The organism is Micromonospora sp. DSM 43699 (assembly GCF_055517075.1).
Genome location: NZ_JBTMMT010000013.1, coordinates 83,792 through 102,334, shown reverse-complemented (window position 1 = coordinate 102,334; position 18,543 = coordinate 83,792). Strand labels below are relative to the sequence as shown.

Genomic DNA, 18,543 nt, shown 5'->3' with positions numbered 1-18,543 from the left:
CCACGTCACGAGACTGTTTGGTTACGCAGAGTGGGAAAACGGTGATCAACTGTTTCTCCTGCGTAACTTTCGTCCGAACGGTCATGGCAGAAAGCGAACGAGATACGCAAGATGGTCAGCGTGTCTGGCCGCCATCGCATGCGTTCAACAATCCGTGGAGCGGGCGCCGCCGCGGCGGCGACCGCGCTCGTCGTCGTGGTCGCGGGTTCCTGGGTCGGCTACCAGCAGTTGGCGGGACCGTCCTGTTCCGGTGAGATCCAGCTCGGCGTGGCTGCCGCGCCTGAGGTCGCGCCGGCTGTCGAGGCGGCGGCGGCCCAGTGGATGGCGGACGGGGCCGCTGTCGGCGGGACCTGCATCAAGGTGAACGTCACCGCCTCCGAGCCGGTGGAGGTGGCCGCCGCGGTGGCCAGCAAGCACGGGGCCAGCCTCGCCGGGGTGGGGCAGGCGAGCGGCACCGCGGTCACCCCCGACGTCTGGATTCCCGACTCGTCGACCTGGCTGCTGCGCCTCAAGAGCGGCGGCGCCACCGCGTTCGCGCCGGGCAACGGCGCCTCGATCGCCCGCAGCCCGGTCGTGGTGGCCATGCCACAGCCGGTGGCCGCCACCAAGTTCGGCTGGCCGGACAAGAAGCTCACCTGGAACGACATGCTGCGCGCCGTACGCAGCGACAAGCCCCTGCGGGCCGGCATCGTCGAGCCGACCCAGGACGCCGCCGGGCTCTCCGGCCTGCTCTCCCTCACCGCCGCCGCCAGCGGCGGCGGTGGCGACGCCCAGCAGGCGACCACGGCCGCCCTGCGGGCACTGGCCACCGGTCGCTCGGCGCTGCGGCAGGACCTGTTGGCCCGGTTCCCACGCTCCAACGACCCGACGTCCATCGCCAGCGCGCTCGGTGCCGCCGCGCTCTCCGAGGAAGACGTCATCGCCTACAACAGCACCAAGCCGCCGATCCCGCTGGCCGCGCTCTACCTGGAGCCGTCGCCGATGCCGCTGGACTACCCGTACGCGGTGCTCCCCGGGATCGACCAGGCCAAGTCGTCGGCCGCGAAGGTGCTCTTCGAACTGCTCACCACGCAGGGCTTCAAGAACCGGCTGGCGGTCCAGTCGCTGCGCGCCCCGGACGGCAACTGGGGCGACGGCTTCCAGGCGCCACAGGGTGCGCCGAGCCCGGCCGGCGGCGGTACGGCCGTGCCCCCGGCCGGTGGGACCGCCGCGGGCGGCCTGGACCCGGTGGCCATCGACCGGGCGGTCTCCGGATGGTCGATCGCCACCCAGTCGGGGCGGATGCTCTGCGTCATCGACGTCTCCGGCTCGATGAAGACCCCGGTCCCGTCGGCCAACAACGCCAGCCGGGAGCAGGTGACCGTGGCGGCGGCCAGCCGGGGCCTGAACCTCTTCGACGACTCCTGGTCGATCGGGCTGTGGACCTTCTCCACCAAGCTGGTCGGCTCGCGGGACTGGCGGGAGATCGAGCCGATCAACCCGCTGTCCGGCAACCGGGGCAAGTTGGAGCAGGGGCTCGCCGGCATCCGCCCGTCCAGCGGCGACACCGGCCTGTACGACACCATGCTGGCGGCGTACAAGACCGTCCAGGACGGTTGGGAACCCGGCCGGGTCAACTCGGTGGTGCTCTTCACCGACGGCAAGAACGAGGACGACGACGGCATCTCCCAGCCCGCCCTGATCAGCCGGCTCAAGCAACTCAACGACCCGGAGCGGCCGGTGCAGGTGGTCGTCATCGGCATCGGTAGCGAGGTCTCCAAGGCCGAACTCCAGTCGATCACCAACGTCACAGGTGGCGGCGCCTTCGTCACCGAGGACCCGTCCAAGATCGGTGACATCTTCCTGAAGGCCATCGCGTTGCGTCCGAACGCACCTCGCTGAGCCCTCACACAGAGCAGAGGAACCCGCCGCGCCGGGCAAACCGGTGCAGTGGTGCCCTTTCCGGCTCCGGCCGGGTAGAGAAACTGACGGTAATGCGTCCGAAGCAATCGGTGTACGTCGTTGTAGGGCAGGATGTTGGGAGCGCCCCGGTGGTGGGCCCGCACCGGTGAACACCAGGCCCGGAAGCGACCAGTGTGATGTGGGGGAGGTTGGGTGACCCCGGCGACGCTGTCCACGCCCGTCCGTACTCCGCCGTCGGCGCCAGCTGGCCGGTCGGCGGGTACCCGATCCCAGACCAGCCAGCGGGGCTACGTACGCACGCTCGTGGTGCTGGACACCGCCGTGCTGTCGCTCGCGGTCCTCGCCGGCTACGCCACCCGGTTCGGCGACGCGGTGCCGCGCGGCTCCGAGATCCCGTACGTGGTGGTGGCCCCGGCCCTGGTGCTCGTCTGGTTGGTCTCGCTCAAGGCGCTGCGCTGCTACGACAACCGGGTGCTCGGCTACGGCGCGGACGAGTACCGGCGGGTCAGCGGGGCCAGCCTGCGACTCGCCGGCGGGGTCGCGATCGCCGGGTACATCTTCGACGCCGGGGTCTCCCGGGGCTTCCTCGGCATCTCCTTCGCCGTCGGCACGGTCGGCCTGGTGGTCACCCGGTTCGCCGCCCGTAAGGCGCTGCACCGGGCCCGCTGCCGGGGTGGCGGCTGGTCCCGTCGGGTCCTCGTCGTCGGGGACACCGCGCACGTGTTGGAGCTGGTGCACACCCTGCGCCGGGAGCCGTACGCGGGCTACCACGTGGTCGGCGCGTGCATTCCCGACGCGTTGCTCGCCCCGGTGCCGCAACGGCTCAGCGACGTGCCCGTGGTCGGCTCCCTGCGGGGCATCCCGGAGGCGGCCACCGCGATCGGCGCGGACACCGTGGCGGTCACCGCGTCCGGCGAGCTGACCGCGACCCGGCTGCGCCGGCTCGGCTGGCAGTTGGAGGGCACCGGGATCGACCTGGTCGTCGCCCCCGCGCTCACCGACGTGGCAGGTCCACGCATCCACACCCGGCCGGTCGCCGGCCTGCCGCTGATCCACGTCGAGGCGCCCGAGTTCCGGGGTGCCCGCAAGCTGGTCAAGGAGTTCGTCGACCGGTCCGCCGCCGCGGTGGCACTCCTGCTGCTGCTGCCGCTGGTGGCGGTGATCGCGCTGGCCGTCAAGCTGGACAGCCGGGGCCCGGTGCTGTTCCGGCAGACCCGGGTCGGGCAGGGCGGCCTGGAGTTCGGCGTGCTGAAGTTCCGCACCATGGTGGTCAACGCCGACGCGCTCCTCGCCGAGCTGGCCGTCCGCAACGAGACCAACGGGCTGATGTTCAAGATGCGGGACGATCCGAGGGTCACCCGGATCGGGCGGCTGCTGCGCAAATGGTCGCTCGACGAGCTTCCCCAGCTGGTCAACGTGATGCTCGGCCAGATGAGCCTGGTCGGTCCCCGCCCACCGCTGCCCTCCGAGGTGGCCCGCTACGACGGCGACGTGGCCCGCCGGCTGTTGGTCAAGCCCGGCATGACCGGTCTCTGGCAGGTCAGTGGCCGGTCCGACCTGAGCTGGGAGGACGGCATCCGGTTGGACCTCTACTACGTGGAGAACTGGTCGCTCGCCGCCGACCTGACCATCCTGTGGAAGACCTTCGGCGCGGTGCTGCGGGGCCGCGGGGCCTACTGACCCCGGCCGCCGATCCCGGCCCTCGGCATCGGCCCCGGCCCGGCCTAGGCTCACGGCTGCGGGCCGGTCCAGTCCAGGCAGACCACCACCGCGTCGTCGATCAGGTCGCCGGCGACGAAGGCACGCAGGTCGCCGATGAGCGAACGGACCGCGTCCAGCGGCGTCATCGGGCCGGTACGCCGCAGGAAGCGGTCCAGCGCCGCCTCCCCGTAGCGGACCTGCTGACCGGTCGCGTCGATCACGCCGTCGCTGAGTACGAAGAGCCGGTCGTCGCGGCGCAGTTCGAAGCGTTGATGCCGGTAGTCGGTGTCCTCGAACATGCCCAGCGGGAACTGTTTCTCCAGCACCTGCTCGCTGACCTCGCCGTCGCGCAGCAGCACCAGCCGGGGTGACCCGGCGTCCACCGCCGTCAACACGCCGGTGGCCAGGTCCAGCTCCATCACCAGTGCGGACAGGTGCTGCTCACCCCGGTGCAGGGCGTAGATCGCCTGGTCGGCGAGGGCGACCTGGTCGGCGAGGGCGAGCCCGCCCCGGCGCGCGTTGCGCAGCGCGTGGGTGGCCAGCGCGGTGAGCATCGAGGCGGCCACCCCCTCGCCGGTGCCGTTGATCGTCGACAGCCACAGCCGGTCGCCGTCGTCGGACCAGTCGAAGCTGTCCCCGCGCACCGCGTACGCCGGTTCGAGCTGGCCGGCGAGGCGGAACGAGGGACGGTCCCGACTGCGCCCCGGCAGCAGCTCCCACTGCATCTCGGCGGCCAGGGTGAGCCGGCGGGCCCGGCTGGAGGCCCGGTAGACGTCGGTGCCGGCGGTGACGGCGGCCAGCTCGTGCCCCAGGGCGGTGGCGATGCGGGCCAGCTCCTCGACGGTCGTCGGGTCGTCGGGCACCGGGGTCAACCGCAGCACCCCGCGCCGTTCACCCCGCATCCCGACCGGGAACCAGCCGACGCCGTCGGCGCGCACCGGCTGCTGGTGGTCGAAGCAACGCCAGGCCGGGTGCCCCGGGCCGGTCAGCGGCTCCCCGTCGCCCAGCGGCAGCAGCACCGACAGCCGGTAGTCGACCTGGAACAGCTCCACGCCGGTGATCCGATGGGCCCGCGCCAGCTCGTCGGCGAGCCGGTCCAGCAGCAGATCTGCCGGCGCCTCGGTCAGCGCCTGTCGGGCCCGGGCCTCGCCGCCGCTCGTCATCACGCCTCCTGACAGCGCAGATCCCCTGGTAAGGGGGGTAGTCTCGGGCCCACCATGGCCGAAGAAATTGGTCCTCGTGGACCAGACATGAGTATGGTCGCCGAGCTGGACGCCGCGGCGGGGGCCCTGCTGTCCGTGTGGGAGGCGGCCCGGGAGAGCACCACCAGCCGGCTGTCCAGCGCGCAGCTGCGCGCCGTCATGGTGGTCGAACGGCACGACGGGATCAACCTCCGTCGGCTCGCCGCCCTGCTGGACATGCTGCTCTCCTCGGCGAGCCGGCTCTGTGACCGGTTGGTCGCCGCCGGCATGCTGGAGCGGGAACCGGGCCGGCAGGACCGGCGGGAGATCGCCCTGCACCTGACCCCGGAGGCGGCTCGCCTCCTCGGCGAGCTGCGTCGGGACCGTCGCCAGCGGCTCGCCGACGTGCTGGCCGAGATGAGCGGCGAGGGGCGGCAGGCGTTGCTGCACGGGCTGGTGGAGTTCGACCGGGTGGCGCGGGCACGGGAGGGGGCGACCGGTCCGGTGGTCGAGTTCCGGTCGGCGGCACCCCCGCCGGTGCGGCCCCGGACGTCCCCGGACGGTCCGTCGGTGGTCCGCACGGCCTGACCCCGCCGCCCGGGTGCGGTCAGGCCGGGTACGCCGCGCGGACGGCCAGCATCGCGATGTCGTCGTGGCTCTCCCCGTCCAGCCACTTGTCGACGAGTTGCCGCAGCCGGTCGATCACGGTGGCCGGTGGCAGCCCGGCCACCGAGGCGAGCGCCCGGCGCAACCGGTGCTCGCCGAACATCTCGACGCCCGCCGGGCCGCCGCGCGCCTCGGTCACCCCGTCGGTGTACGCCAGCAGCAGCTCCCCGGGGGCGAGCCGGATCTCCGCCTCGGCGAAGGTCGCCGAGGCGAACGCCCCGATCGGCATCCCGCCCACCCGGACCGCGACGGTGCTCCCGTCGGCGCGTACCACGATCGGGGACGGGTGCCCGCCACCGGCGATGCGGACCCGTACGCCGCCGTCGGGCTCCGGTTCGGTGGTGCCCAGCAGCAGGGTGGTGAACTGGCCACGCCGGGCGGTGTCGGGAAAGTCGAACAACGCCCGGTTGAGCAGTGCGACGAGTTCCCGGGGGCGTTGCTCGACCAGCCGCAGGGTCCGCAACGACTGGCGTACCCGCCCGGTGAGCACGGCCGCGCCGACCCCCTTGCCGCAGACGTCCCCGAGGGCGAACAGCGCACCGGTGGCGGTGGGGAAGACCTCGTAGAAGTCGCCGCCGATGCGCAGGGTGTCCCCGGCGGCCCGGTAGCCGCCGGCGAGGGTGACCCCCGGCACCGGGGGCAGCCGTGGGGGCAGCAGGCTCTGCTGGAGCACCCGCGCCAGGTGGGCCTGCGCACCGTAGAGCTCGGCGGCTGCCACCGCCGACCCGGCCCGGGCGGCGAATTCCCTGACCAGCTCGATGTCGCGTGGGTCGAACCCGGCCCGGCCGGCCCGGCGGACCAGGATCAGCGCGCCGGCCGGGCGGCCGGGGCTGAGTATCGGGCTGACCAGCACGGTGCCGGGGCGGCCGAAGCTCGCCGGCAGCACGGTGGCCAGGACGGCCGGGTCGGCGTCGAGCCAGGGACCGGGGTCGGTGGGCTCGTCGCCGAGTGCCTCGACGAGCCGGGGGACCTCGTCGATCAGCCCCGCACCGCCGGGCACCTCGACCGGGCCGGGTTCGCCGTCGGCGTACCGGAGCCAGCGCGGGAGGTCTCCGCCGGGCTGCGGCGACCGGTGCACGACAAGCGAGGCGTCCGCCAGGTAGGGCACCGGCAGGGTGACCGCGGCCCGCAGTGTCTGCGCGCGGTCCAGGGACAGCCCGAGCCGGCTGCCGGCGCGGGCCAGGAACGTGGTGCGGGCACGCTCGGCCAGCAGCGCGTCGGCCCGCGCCTGCTCGTCGGTGACGTCCCGCACGTACCAGGCGTGACCACCGGCGGCGAGCCGACGGCCCTCGCCCCGCAGCCGGCGGCCGTGGTGCTCGGTGGCGAACGTCCTGATGCCCTGGGCGACCGCTCGGGCGAGCGCCGGCACGGCGCCGCAGGCCAGGTCGGTGCCGGGGGTCAGCTCCGGCAGCAGGTGCCCGGCCATCGCGTTGGCCAGGGTGACCCGCCCGGCGTGGTCGGTGGTGACCACCGCCTCGGCGAGGCCGTCGAGCAGTTCACGGGCGAGCTGCGGGTCGGTCGGCGACGGCTGGTCCGGTGACGGGTCGGCCGGCGTGCGCGCCGCCCGGGCACCCCCACCCGCCGGGCCGACGGGCCCGTCCCGGTGGGTCGTCGTCACCGCCGGTCGCCGGGCGCGTCGGCCTGTCGACCTCTGCGCATGCTGGGAGTGCTCTCCTCGGTAGAAAGATCCTTGCCGCAGGGAAAGCGTACCGAGGTGGGGCGGTGATCGCCCAGCGCGCAGGGGGTCAGTCCGGGCGGGACAGCCACCCGGACGGACGGGCGATGATCCGACGTACCACCGAACCGGCCCCGCCGACGGCGGCGGACTCGGCCCCGAGCGCCGCCGGGCGGACCGTGACCGGGGACCACCCGCTGGTGAGCACCCGGTCGTCGAGTTCGGCCAGCACCGGCGGGCACAGCCACTGCGCGAGTGTCGCGTATCCGCCGCCGAGCACGACGGTGTCCAGATCGAGCAGGTTCACCACGCCGGAGACGGCCACCCCGAGCGCGGTGCCGGCGGCCTGCAGCGCGGCGAGCGCGGCCGGGTCGCCGGCCCCGGCCAGGTCGGCCAGCCGGCGGGCGGCGGTGTCGGCCGGCAGGTCCGCGCCCGCCAGCCCGGCCGCCGCCAGCACCGCCTCCTGCCCGGCGTACGTCTCCAGGCAGCCCCGGGCGCCGCAGCGGCAGGTGGGGCCACCGGGATCCACGGGTACGTGGCCCAGCTCGCCGCTCCAGCCCCGGGAGCCCCGGAACAGCGCCCCGTCGAGCACTATCCCGGCACCGATGCCGATCTCGCCGGAGACGTGCAGGAAGCTCTGTGGCCCGCCGGGGCGGGCATGCAGTTCGCCGAGCGCGGCCAGGTTCGCCTCGTTCTCCACCAGCAGTGCCGGCACCCCGTCGACCGGGTCGGTGAGGGCGGGGTGGGCGGCGAGCAGGCCCGGCACGTCCACGTCCCGCCAGCCCAGGTTGGGGGCGAGCCGGACCAGTCCGTGGGCGTCGACCAGGCCCGGCACGGCCAGGGCCGCCCCGGCCAGGGTCAGCCCCGCGTCGGCGGCGGCGGCGCTCACCCGCGTGGCCAGGGCGACCAGGCCGGCGAGCGCGTCGGCGGGGGAGAGCGGGCGCAGGTCGACCCGGCGTACCTCGTGGTGTCGGACGGCACCGGTGAGGTCCACCACGCAGGCGGCCAGGTAGTCGACGTTGACCTCCAGCCCGAGCCCGGCCGGGCCGGTGTCGCCGAGCAGCAGCCCCCGGGCGGGTCGGCCGGCGCCGGTGCGGGGCGCGGGGTCGGCCTCGGTGACCAGCCGCCCGGCGATCAGGTCGTCGACGACGGCGGAGACGGTGGCCCGGGTCAGGCCGGTGTCGGCGGCGATCTCGGCCCGGGAGGGCGGCCGACCGGTGGTGGCGATCCGCCGCAGCACCACGGCGAGGTTGAGTTCGCGCAGGCTTCCCTGGCGGACCGCGCCGGCGGTCCGGGTGTCGGTCACCCCTTGACAGTGCCACAGCCCCGCCATTTAATTCAACCACTGAACAAATTGTGCGCGACACACCCACCGCCACCATCATCACCACCGGAGGTCTGCCATGGCACCCCGTCCCACTCCTGCCGACAAGTTCTCCTTCGGGCTCTGGACGGTGGGCTGGCAGGCCCGTGACCCGTTCGGTGACGCCACCCGCCCCGAGCTGGACGCCGTCGAGGCCGTGCACCGGCTCGCCGAGCTGGGCGCGTACGGCATCACCTTCCACGACGACGACCTGATCCCGTTCGGCGCGGACAACGCCGCCCGGGAGGCCCAGCTCGCCCGGTTCCGCAAGGCGCTCGACGAGACCGGCCTGGTCGTGCCCATGGTCACCACCAACCTCTTCACCCACCCGCTGTTCAAGGACGGCGGCTTCACCAGCAACGACCGCGACGTCCGTCGCTACGCGCTGCGCAAGGTGCTGCGCAACGTCGACCTCGCCGCCGAGCTGGGCGCCAAGACCTTCGTCATGTGGGGTGGCCGCGAAGGCTCCGAGTACGACGTGGCCAAGGACATCCGGGCCGCGCTGGACCGCTACCGCGAGGCCGTCGACGTGCTCTGCCAGTACGTCGTGGACCAGGGCTACGACCTGCGGTTCGCCATCGAGCCCAAGCCGAACGAGCCGCGCGGCGACATCCTGCTCCCCACCGTCGGGCACGCGCTGGCGTTCATCTCCGAGCTGGCCCGGCCCGAGATGGTCGGTCTCAACCCGGAGGTCGGGCACGAGCAGATGGCCGGGCTCAACTACGCCCACGGCATCGCCCAGGCGCTCTGGCAGGGCAAGCTGTTCCACCTCGACCTCAACGGCCAGCGGGGCATCAAGTACGACCAGGACCTGGTCTTCGGCCACGGTGACCTGATGAACGCGTTCGCCCTGGTCGACCTGCTGGAGAACGGCGGCCCCAACGGTGGCCCGGCGTACGACGGTCCGCGCCACTTCGACTACAAGCCCTCCCGTACCGAGGACATCGCCGGGGTGTGGGCGTCGGCCGAGGCCAACATGCGCACCTACCTGCTGCTCAAGGAGCGGGCGGCGGCGTTCCGGGCCGACCCGGAGGTGGCCGAGGCGCTCGCCGCCAGCAAGGTCGACGAACTGGCCAGCCCCACGCTGAGCGCGGGCGAGGGCTACGCCGAGCTGCTCGCCGACCGGTCCGCGTTCGAGGACTTCGACGTGGACGCGACGGCCGCGAAGGGCTTCGGCTTCGTCCGGCTCAACCAGCTCGCCGTCGAGCACCTGCTCGGCGCGCGCTGAGGCGGCCCGACATGCCGCTCGTCGCCGGGGTGGACTCGTCCACCCAGTCCTGCAAGGTGGTCGTCCGGGACGCGGAGACCGGCGTGCTGGTCCGACAGGGCCGCGCGCCGCACCCGGACGGCACCGAGGTCGACCCACGGGCCTGGTGGGATGCCCTGCTGGCCGCCGTCGAGGCGGCCGGCGGGCTGGCCGACGTGGCGGCCGTGGCGGTCGCCGGCCAGCAGCACGGGATGGTCTGCCTGGACGAGGCGGGTGAGGTCGTCCGGCCGGCGCTGCTGTGGAACGACACCCGGTCGGCCGACGCCGCCCGGGACCTGATCGCCGAGGCCGGCGGTGGGGAGACAGGCCGCCGGTTCTGGGCCGACGCGGTCGGCCTGGTCCCGGTGGCCAGCTTCACCGCCACCAAGCTGCGCTGGCTGGCCCGGCACGAGCCGGAGCGGGCGGCCAGGGTCGCCGCCGTCTGCCTGCCGCACGACTGGCTGACCTGGCGGTTGGCGGGCGCCCCCGGGCTGGCGGCGCTGCGCACCGACCGGGGCGACGCCAGCGGCACCGGCTACTGGTCCCCGGCGACCGGGCAATACCGTCCTGACCTGCTGGAGCGGGCGTTCGGCAGGGTCGTCGAAGTGCCCACGGTACTCGGCCCGGCCGACCAGGCAGGCGTGCTGGACCCGACCGTGCTGGGCGACGGTCGGCCGGTGCCGGTCGGTGACGCCGGCCGGCCCGACGGCGCTGCGGGCTCGCCGTTGCCGGGCGGGGACGTCCTGCTCGGTCCCGGCACCGGGGACAATGCCGCCGCCGCGCTCGGCGTCGGGGCCGGTCCGGGCGACGTGGTCGTCTCGATCGGCACCTCCGGCACGGTCTTCGCGGTGGCGGACACGCCGGCAGCCGACTCCGGTGGCGCGGTGGCCGGCTTCGCCGACGCGACCGGCCGGTTCCTGCCGCTGGTCTGCACGCTCAACGCGGCCCGGGTGCTCGACTCGGCGGCGGCGCTGCTCGGCGTCGACCTCGACGAGCTGTCCGACCTGGCGTTGAGCGCCCCGCCCGGGGCGGACGGCCTGGTCATGGTGCCCTACCTGGAGGGGGAGCGGACCCCGGACCGCCCCACCGCCACCGGCTCGGTGCACGGCCTCACCCTGCGTACCGCCACCCCGGCCCACCTGGCCCGCGCGGCGGTGGAGGGGATGCTCTGCGCGCTGGCCGACGGTCTCGACGCGCTGGTCGCCCAGGGGGCCACGGTCGAGCGGGTGATCCTGGTCGGTGGCGGGGCCCGCTCGGCGGCGGTCCGCCGGATCGCGCCGCAGGTCTTCGGTCGCCCGGTGGTCGTGCCCCCGCCCGGGGAGTACGTCGCCGACGGCGCGGCCCGCCAGGCCGCCTGGGTCGCCCTGGGCGGGGCGACCCCGCCCACCTGGGCCCCCAAGGACACCGAGGAGTACGCGGCGGAGCCCGTCCCCGCCATCAGGCAGCGGTACGCCGAGGCCCGCGACCGTACTCTCGACCGGGTGGCCGCGACCGGGGAGTAGTGACCCACCCGGCCGACGACCGGGGTCGCCCGGCGGGGCCGGTCCGGTGGCCCGGCCCGGTAGTGCCGGTCCGGTGGGGCCGGTCGTCGGGACGGGAGGCGTACCTGGTTGGCTGCCGGACATGACCGGCAGCAGGATCTCCCGGCGCGGGAACGCGGTGCACCGCCTCTACAGCGTCGTGGTGTTCGTGGTGCTCGCCTCGCTGGACAACGTGGCGATCGGGCTGGTGCCCCCGTTGTACGGGCCGATTTCCGGGGCGCTGGGGGTGCCGCAGCGGATGCTCGGCCTGGTCACGGCGGTGAGCTTCCTGGTCAGCGCGGTCGCTGCGGTGGCCTGGGCGTACGTCGGCGACCGGACCAACCGCAAGCCGCTGCTGATGGTGGGCACGCTGGTCTGGGCGGCCGGCACCGGCGGCAGCGCCCTGGCCACCGGCTTCCCGACGTTCCTCGCCGCGCAACTGGTCGCCGCGATCGGGTTGGGCGCGGTCGGCTCGGTCGGGTTCTCCGTGGTCACCGACCTGATCTCGCCGCGCCGACGGGGCCTCGTGATGAGCTTCTGGGGGCTGTCCCAGGGGGTCGGCACCCTGGCCGGCACCCTCACCGGTGGGCTGCTCGGTGCCACCGACTGGCGACGCCCGTTCCTGCTGCTCACCGTGGTCGGCCTGGTCGCCACGGTGGCCTACCTCCTGACGTACGACATCCGGCGCGGGCAGAGCGAGCCGGAGTTGGCCGAGGCGATCGACGCCGGCGTCGAGTACGACTACCGGATCACCCGGGCCGACCTGCCGCGAATCCTGGGCCGACGGACCAACAGGTGGCTGATCCTCCAGGGCCTCACCGCGCAGGCGGCGTTCGGCTCGCTGGTGTGGCTGCCGGTGCTGTTCGCCGAGCGGGCCCAGGACCAGGGCTATTCGGCGGCGACGGCGGTCGTGGTGGGCAGCGTCTTCGCCACCCTGTTCCAGCTCGGCGGGGTGTTCTCCATCGTCGGCGGGCTGGCCGGGGACGCGCTGCAACGGCGTACCCCCCGGGGGAGGGCCCTGGTCGCGGCGGTCGGCGTCCTCGCGGCGCTGCCGTTCTACCTGGTGTTGTTCTTCGTGCCGATCCGGATCGACGTGCCCGACGGCGGCGGCACCGGCGCGGTGGTGGCTGCGGTGCTGGCCAGCGTGGTGACCGAACCGACGGTCGGGCTGAGCCTGCTCACCGCCGTCGTCGCGTTGGCGCTGACCTCGGCGAACTCACCGAACTGGTTCGCCCTGATCGCCGACGTCAACCCGCCGGAGCACCGGGGCACCGTCTACAGCCTGGGCAACCTGGTCAACGGGGTGGGTCGGGCGGCCGGCAACGGTCTGGTCGGGGCGGTCTTCCACGCCCTGCGGGCGGCCTTCCCACCGCCGCTGAACTACGCGGTCGGGCTGGCCGCGTTCCAACTCTTCTTCATTCCCACCGGGCTGATGTACTGGTTGGCCTCGCGCACCTCGCCCCGCGACATCGAGGCGGTACGCGACCTGCTGCACCGCCGCGCCGAACGTCGCTGAAACGGCCCTCTGCGCCTACTCTGCGCCTACTCTGCGCCTGCTTTGGGCCTGCTTTGGGCCTGCTTTGGGCCTGGTTTTGGCCTGCTCTGCGCCGACCTGTTGGCCCACGGATCGGCCGCGGCCGGTGCGCGGGCCTCGTCATGGTTGCCTTCGGGTACGGATGGGTCGGTCGCGTTCGTGGCTGTCACGGTCTGCCGCCGGGCGGCGCGGGCCTGGTCACCGCAGCTTTCCGGGAGGCCATGGTTACCTCGGTCGCATCCTTTAGAGCTGATGACGTTAACGAATCACCGATCGGGGGCGTACGCCTCAGCCCCGGTTCGGGTGGTCTCCCTATCAGTGGTTCATCAACGTCATCCGACCCGACGACAGCGCCCCGATCATGCGTACGACAGGGGCAGGAAATCGAACCGGGCCGCCCGACCGAGGTGTCACCAACCGGGGACGATCAAAAGGAAACGGGGCCACCCGGTCGAGGTGTGGGCCCATCGGCTGGGGCGACGGCGGGTGAGGGGGTCCGGTGTGGGCCACCGGTCGGGGTGAGGGTCGGTGCGGTGGTCGGGACGAGGGCTGGTGGTCGGGGTGAGGACTGGTGGTCGGGGCCACGGCTGGTGGTCAAGACGAGGGCTGGTGGTTGGGTGGGGCTCGCCCGGTGACTCCCGGCTGTGAATCGCTAACGTCATCAGCTCTAAAGGACGCGACCGGAACTACCGGGGTGCCACGTTCCGCCTCTGCACCAGCCGCCTGCTGACGCCTCAGCGCCCGGCCCAGCGCCGATTGCCCAGCGCCCATTGCCCAGCGTCCGGCGTCTGGTCCAGGCACCGGCCCGGCGTCCGGTCCAGGCACCGGCCCGGCGCCGGGGCCTGGACCGGGAGGGGATCAGGGGCGGACCCAGACCGTCACGTCGGTGGGGACCCGGCCGTCGGCGTCCAGCGGCGCGCTGCTGTGCAGCAACTCCCCGGCCGGCGGCGGCACCGCGGCGGCACCGAAGTTGGTCAGCACGGTCAGCCCGGCGTTGTGGAAGCTCAGCGCCTCGTCGCCCGAGGACAGCCATTCCAGGGTGCCCCGGCCCAGGCCGTGCTCGCGGCGCAGCCGCAACGCGGTCCGGTACGTCTCGTAGGTCGAGCCGGGCACCCCCTGCTGCCGGTCCAGCGCGTACTCGGCCCAGAGCGGCGGCTGCGGCAGCCAGCTGGCGTCGGTCGGGCCGAAGCCGTACGACGGGGCGTCGGCCTCCCACGGGATCGGCACCCGGCAGCCGTCCCGGCCGCGTTGGGTGTGGCCGCTGCGCTCCCAGGTCGGGTCCTGCCGGGACTCGTCGGGCAGCGTGGTGTGCTCCGGCAGTCCCAGCTCCTCACCCTGGTAGAGGTAGGCCGAACCGGGCAGGGCCAACATCAGCAGGGTGGCCGCCCGTGCCCGGCGCAGGCCCAGCGCGGCGTCCGGCTGGGGGTCGCCGATGCCGATGCCGTTAGGCCGGCCGCCCTTGGCCGACAGGCCCATCCGGGAGGCGTGCCGGATGACGTCGTGGTTGGAGAGCACCCAGGTGGTGGGGGCACCGACGGCGTCGGTGGCCTCCAGCGAGCGGGTGATCACCGCGTACTGGGCGGGAGCCGTCCAGGCGGCGAGCAGGTACTCGAAGTTGAACGCCTGGTGCATCTCGTCGGGGCGTACGTAGCGGGCGATCCGTTCGGCCGGCTCCACCCACGCCTCGGCGACCAGGATCCGCTCGCCGTCGTAGGAGTCCAGCACCTGCCGCCAGTCCCGGTAGATCTCGTGTACGCCGTCCTGGTCCCACATCGGCGGGCGCGGCTTGTCCACCTCGTTGCCGGAGAGGATCTCCTGCGGCTCCTCCCAGTTGGCCAGGTCGGCCTGCTTGATCAGGCCGTGCGCCACGTCCACCCGGAAACCGTCGACGCCCCGGTCCAGCCAGAACCGGAGCACGTCCAGGAACTCGGCGCGGATCTCCGGGTTGTCCCAGTTGAGGTCCGGCTGGGCGGTGTCGAACAGGTGCAGGTACCACTGGCCGGGCCGCCCGTCGGGCTCGACGAGCCGGGTCCAGGCGGGGCCGCCGAAGACGCTCTGCCAGTCGTTCGGCGGTTCGACGCCGTCCGGGCCGAGGCCGTCGCGGAAGACGTACCGGTCCCGTTCGGGGCTGCCGGGGGCGGCGGTGACGGCGGCCCGGAACCACGTGTGCGCCGACGAGGTGTGGTTGGGCACCAGGTCGACGATGACCTTCAGGCCCTTCGCCCGCGCCTCGGCGATCAGCGTGTCGGCGTCCGCCAGGCTGCCGAAGAGCGGGTCGACGTCGCGGTAGTCGGCGACGTCGTACCCCGCGTCGGCCTGCGGCGACGGATAGAACGGCGACAGCCAGACGGCGTCGACGCCCAACTCGGCCAGATGTCCCAGCCGGGCGGTGATGCCGGGCAGGTCACCGATGCCGTCGCCGTCGGAGTCGGCGAAGGAACGCGGATAGATCTGGTAGATGACGGCCTCGGTCCACCATCCGTGGGCCACGCCCATGGACTGTTCCTGCTGCCTCGCGTCGGTGTTCAGAGCCTTCTCCCTGTGTCGAGCCGGTCGAGCCGTGCGGTCGAATCCGTTCAGTGTGCCCGGGGCGGCGCGGTCGACTCCCGTACCACCAGTCGAGTGGGCAGGATCACCGACCGGCCCCCCGCGGTGCCGTCGCCGTCGACCCCGCGGGGGGCCGGCACCCGGCCGGCGTACGGCTCGACGGTGCCGGTGCCCAGCGGATCGAGCAGCAGCCGGGCGGCGAGCCGACCCTGCTCGGCAGCGGGTTGGGCGATGGTGCTCAACCCGAGCACGCCGGACAGGTCGTGGTCGTCCACGCCGATCACGCTGACGTCCTGCGGAACCCGTAACCCGGCGTCACGCAGCGCGGTCATCGCGCCCATCGCGATCTCGTCGCAGGCGGCGAAGATCGCGGTCGGTGGCTCTCCCCGGGCCAGCAGTTCGACTGTCGCCTGGTTGCCGCCGTCGATGCTGAACTGCGACTCCATGTCCAGGCTGGGGTCGGGGCGCAGGCCCGCCCGGCGCAGCGCCTCCCGGTAGCCCCGGCGACGGTCGGTGTGGGTGGTGAAGGCCAGTTCGTCGTTCGGATCGCCGGAGATGTGGGCGATCCGCCGGTGGCCCAGGTCGAGCAGGTGCCGGGTGGCCGTCCGGGCCGCCGCCACGTCGTCGATCCGGACGCAGGGCCAGCCCGGCACCGTGCTTCCCGAGCTGATCGTGATGCCGGGCAGGTCCAGCTCGGCCAGGGCGGTCAGGTCGGCCGGCCGTAGCGGGGTGGCGACCAGCATGATCGCGTCCACCCGCTTGTGCAGGTTGGCGGTGCGCAGCACCCGTTGCCGGACCTGCTCGCGCCCACCGAGGTTGTAGAGCAGCAGGTCGTAACCGGCCTGGTGGAGGAAGTCCTCGACCGCCTCGACGACGGTGCCGAAGAACCAGCGGGTGATCCGGGGCACCACCACGGCGACCGTGCCGGTCCGGCCCCCGGCCAGCCGGGACGCGCTGGGCGAGACCGCGTACTGGAGCTGTTCGGCGGCGGCGAGCACCCGACGGCGCGTGGCGGCCGACACCGTCGGCAGGCCGCGCAACGCCCGGGAGACGGTGGCGGTGGAGACCCCGGCGAGCCGGGCCACGTCGTCGATCCTCGTCACGCTGTCGTTCCCCCGCTCCGCGCCGACCTCCGCCGCCGCCCGGTGCTGCCGGGCGGCGGCGGGCGGACGTCAACCCTTGACGCTGCCGGCGAGCAGGCCGCGCACGAAGAAGCGCTGCAACGACAGGAACACGACAAGCGGTACGACGATCGAGACGAACGCGCCGGCGGTGAGTCGCTGCCACTCGTTGCCCCGGGTGCCGGCCATCTCGGCCAGCCGGACGGTGAGCGGGGCGGTCTCGTTGCCGCCACCGGCGAAGATCAGCGCGACCAGCAGGTCGTTCCAGACCCAGAGGAACTGGAAGATGCCGAACGCCGCCAGCGCCGGGGTGATCAGCGGCAGCACGATGGTGCGGAAGATCTTGGGGTGGGTGGCCCCGTCGACCCGGGCCGCCTCCATCAGGTCCCGGGGGAGCTGCGAGACGAAGTTGTGCAGCAGGAACACCGCGAACGGCAGGGCGAAGCAGGTGTGCGCGAACCACACCTGGGCGAACTTCTGCTCGTCGACCAGGTCCCAGGCCGGCATCAGCTGCACGCCGCCCAGGGTGACCCCGGTGGAGAAGAACTTCAGCAGCGGCACCAGGGCCATCTGCAGCGGCACGATCTGCATCGCGAAGATCGCGATGTAGAGCCAGTCCCGCCCCCGGAAGTTGATCCAGGCCAGCGCGTACGCGGCAAGCGAGGCGAAGGCCAGCGGGAACAGCACCGACGGGATGGTGATGGCCAGCGAGTTGATGAAGTAGCTGGCCAACTGCCCCGACGACGAGGAGGACCCGAAGAGCACGTCCTGGTAGTTCTCCAGGGTGAACTGCGGGTCGGTGAAGAAGGTCCACCAGCCGGTGGACTTGATCTCGGCCTCGGGCCGGAACGAGGAGACGAACAGGCCGAACGTCGGGATCGTCCAGAGCAGGGCGATGACGATCGAGACCAGGGTGGCGGTGCGGCTGTTGAGCCGGTTGCGGACCCGGCCGGCCGTGGTGGTCGGTTTCCCGGCCGCCTGGGCGCCGGCTCCGACGGTGGGCGTGGCGGTGGTCATCTCAGCCCTCCCGCTGCTGACGCAGGTTGCGGATCTGGTAGATCACGAGCGGGATGACCAGGATGAAGAGGAAGACCGCCAGGGCGGAACCCTGCCCGGCCTCGCCGTACCGGAATGCCTGGTTGTACATCTCGTTGGCGATCACGCTGGTGTCGTAGTTGCCGTTGGTCGCGGTCCGGACGATGTCGAAGACCTTGAGCGTGGCGATCGACAGCGTCACCACCACCACGATCAGCGCCGGTCGGATGCTCGGCATGGTGATCTGCCAGAACATCTGCCACGGGGTGACCCCGTCGAGGCGGGCCGCCTCGACGATGTCGCCGGGGATCGCCTTGATCGCGGCGGCGAGCACCACCATGGCGAAACCGGCCTGGATCCAGACCATGATGACGATGAGCAACAGCGTGTTGAGCGGGCTCTCCTGGAGCCAGAACCGAGGCTCGCCGCCCAGGCTGACCACTATCTGGTTGAGCAGGCCGATCTGGTCCTGGTCGTCACCGCGGTACGCGTAGACGAACTTCCAGATGATGCTGGCCCCGACGAACGAGATCGCCATCGGCAGGAAGATCAGTGACTTGGCGATGGACTCGAACCGGGCCTTGTCCACCATGACGGCGTAGAGCAGGCCGAAGGTGGTGGCCACCAGCGGCACCAGCAGCACCCAGATCAGGGTGTTGAGCAGGACCCGGACGATCGAGTCCTCGGAGAACATCCAGCCGTAGTTGCGCAGCCCCACCCAGTCGTTGCCACCGGAGTCCATGAAGGAGAGCAGGACGGTCCGGATCGCCGGCCCCACCAACCCGATGGCGAGCAGAAGCAACGTCGGCAGCAGGAAGAAGAGCGCGAACAGCCCCTCCCTCGGCTTGCGCCGGCGGGGTAGCGGGGCACCGCCGGTCGAGGCGGCGACCAACTGCGCCTCCCGACGGCGGGCGAACCAGGCCGGCACCACGTCGAGGAGCAGGAGCAGACCGCCCACCACCGCGACGAAAGCGATCAGCCCGTACATCAGCATGAGGAACTTCGGCTGTTCCTCAGCGAAGTCGAACTCCATCGACCCTCCTTCAAGGGTT

At 72.9% G+C, this 18,543-nt stretch carries 13 protein-coding genes; 6 read left to right on the top strand and 7 right to left on the bottom strand.

What is annotated here, in order from left to right:
• The first annotated feature begins 138 nt into the window (after positions 1–138).
• Both AC0AIB_RS09875 and AC0AIB_RS09870 read left to right on the top strand, forming a co-directional pair.
• Entirely contained in the window at positions 139–1,881 is a 1,743-nt protein-coding gene (locus AC0AIB_RS09875) for a VWA domain-containing protein (protein WP_328343547.1), read from the top strand.
• A 213-nt stretch (positions 1,882–2,094) separates the two neighbouring features.
• Positions 2,095–3,582 (top strand): sugar transferase, encoded by a 1,488-nt coding sequence (locus AC0AIB_RS09870; RefSeq protein ID WP_442930625.1) that lies wholly within the window; start codon positions 2,095–2,097, stop codon positions 3,580–3,582.
• Positions 3,583–3,632: 50 nt separating this feature from the next.
• Here AC0AIB_RS09870 and AC0AIB_RS09865 read toward each other — a convergent pair whose 3' ends face one another.
• A complete protein-coding gene (locus AC0AIB_RS09865; RefSeq protein WP_465096459.1) occupies positions 3,633–4,766 on the bottom strand; it encodes a PP2C family protein-serine/threonine phosphatase in 1,134 nt (377 codons plus the stop codon).
• Between the two features lie 87 nt (positions 4,767–4,853).
• On the opposite strand from AC0AIB_RS09865, the gene AC0AIB_RS09860 reads away from it, so the two are divergent.
• Complete coding sequence (locus AC0AIB_RS09860) at positions 4,854–5,372, top strand: MarR family winged helix-turn-helix transcriptional regulator (RefSeq protein WP_328343551.1); 519 nt, start codon at positions 4,854–4,856, stop codon at positions 5,370–5,372.
• Positions 5,373–5,391: 19 nt separating this feature from the next.
• On the opposite strand, the gene AC0AIB_RS09855 is transcribed toward AC0AIB_RS09860, so the two are convergent.
• The gene (locus tag AC0AIB_RS09855) at positions 5,392–7,068 is read right to left on the bottom strand and encodes a PP2C family protein-serine/threonine phosphatase (protein ID WP_328343553.1); all 1,677 of its coding nucleotides are present in this window, start codon (positions 7,066–7,068) and stop codon (positions 5,392–5,394) included.
• A 127-nt stretch (positions 7,069–7,195) separates the two neighbouring features.
• Positions 7,196–8,458 (bottom strand): ROK family protein, encoded by a 1,263-nt coding sequence (locus tag AC0AIB_RS09850; protein WP_328343555.1) that lies wholly within the window; start codon positions 8,456–8,458, stop codon positions 7,196–7,198.
• 70 nt (positions 8,459–8,528) lie between these two features.
• On the opposite strand from AC0AIB_RS09850, the gene xylA reads away from it, so the two are divergent.
• The 3 genes from xylA (at position 8,529) to AC0AIB_RS09835 (ending at position 12,770) form a co-directional block, all read left to right on the top strand.
• On the top strand, positions 8,529–9,716 hold the full coding sequence (xylA, locus tag AC0AIB_RS09845; protein ID WP_328343557.1) for a xylose isomerase: 1,188 nt from the start codon (positions 8,529–8,531) through the stop codon (positions 9,714–9,716).
• Between the two features lie 11 nt (positions 9,717–9,727).
• Positions 9,728–11,236 carry a xylulokinase gene (locus AC0AIB_RS09840; RefSeq protein WP_465096458.1) on the top strand — a complete coding sequence of 503 codons (1,509 nt, stop codon included), beginning with the start codon at positions 9,728–9,730 and terminating at the stop codon, positions 11,234–11,236.
• Positions 11,237–11,357: 121 nt separating this feature from the next.
• Positions 11,358–12,770: an MFS transporter gene (locus AC0AIB_RS09835; protein WP_328343561.1), complete on the top strand. Its 1,413-nt coding sequence runs from the start codon at positions 11,358–11,360 to the stop codon at positions 12,768–12,770.
• Positions 12,771–13,646: 876 nt separating this feature from the next.
• Here AC0AIB_RS09835 and AC0AIB_RS09830 read toward each other — a convergent pair.
• The 4 genes from AC0AIB_RS09830 to AC0AIB_RS09815 all read right to left on the bottom strand — a co-directional run bounded on the left by AC0AIB_RS09830 (position 13,647) and on the right by AC0AIB_RS09815 (position 18,524).
• Positions 13,647–15,284, bottom strand: a complete 1,638-nt coding sequence (locus AC0AIB_RS09830; protein WP_328343564.1) for a glycoside hydrolase family 13 protein — start codon at positions 15,282–15,284, stop codon at positions 13,647–13,649.
• A gap of 80 nt (positions 15,285–15,364) precedes the next feature.
• Positions 15,365–16,438: a LacI family DNA-binding transcriptional regulator gene (locus tag AC0AIB_RS09825; protein ID WP_328343566.1), complete on the bottom strand. Its 1,074-nt coding sequence runs from the start codon at positions 16,436–16,438 to the stop codon at positions 15,365–15,367.
• Positions 16,439–16,507: 69 nt separating this feature from the next.
• A complete protein-coding gene (locus tag AC0AIB_RS09820; RefSeq protein ID WP_328343568.1) occupies positions 16,508–17,473 on the bottom strand; it encodes a carbohydrate ABC transporter permease in 966 nt (321 codons plus the stop codon).
• Between the two features lies 1 nt (position 17,474).
• The gene (locus AC0AIB_RS09815) at positions 17,475–18,524 is read right to left on the bottom strand and encodes a carbohydrate ABC transporter permease (RefSeq protein ID WP_328343570.1); all 1,050 of its coding nucleotides are present in this window, start codon (positions 18,522–18,524) and stop codon (positions 17,475–17,477) included.
• Positions 18,525–18,543: the final 19 nt, after the last annotated feature.

Excerpts from the sequence above, each read along its gene's own strand:
- AC0AIB_RS09875 (WP_328343547.1), top strand. The coding sequence starts at position 139 with ATGCGTTCAACAATCCGTGGAGCGGGCGCCGCCGCGGCGGCGACCGCG.
- AC0AIB_RS09865 (WP_465096459.1), bottom strand. The coding sequence starts at position 4,766 with ATGACGAGCGGCGGCGAGGCCCGGGCCCGACAGGCGCTGACCGAGGCG.
- AC0AIB_RS09860 (WP_328343551.1), top strand. The coding sequence starts at position 4,854 with ATGAGTATGGTCGCCGAGCTGGACGCCGCGGCGGGGGCCCTGCTGTCC.
- AC0AIB_RS09850 (WP_328343555.1), bottom strand. The coding sequence starts at position 8,458 with ATGGCGGGGCTGTGGCACTGTCAAGGGGTGACCGACACCCGGACCGCC.
- xylA (WP_328343557.1), top strand. The coding sequence starts at position 8,529 with ATGGCACCCCGTCCCACTCCTGCCGACAAGTTCTCCTTCGGGCTCTGG.
- AC0AIB_RS09840 (WP_465096458.1), top strand. The coding sequence starts at position 9,728 with ATGCCGCTCGTCGCCGGGGTGGACTCGTCCACCCAGTCCTGCAAGGTG.
- AC0AIB_RS09835 (WP_328343561.1), top strand. The coding sequence starts at position 11,358 with ATGACCGGCAGCAGGATCTCCCGGCGCGGGAACGCGGTGCACCGCCTC.
- AC0AIB_RS09830 (WP_328343564.1), bottom strand. The coding sequence starts at position 15,284 with ATGGGCGTGGCCCACGGATGGTGGACCGAGGCCGTCATCTACCAGATC.
- AC0AIB_RS09820 (WP_328343568.1), bottom strand. The coding sequence starts at position 17,473 with ATGACCACCGCCACGCCCACCGTCGGAGCCGGCGCCCAGGCGGCCGGG.
- AC0AIB_RS09815 (WP_328343570.1), bottom strand. The coding sequence starts at position 18,524 with ATGGAGTTCGACTTCGCTGAGGAACAGCCGAAGTTCCTCATGCTGATG.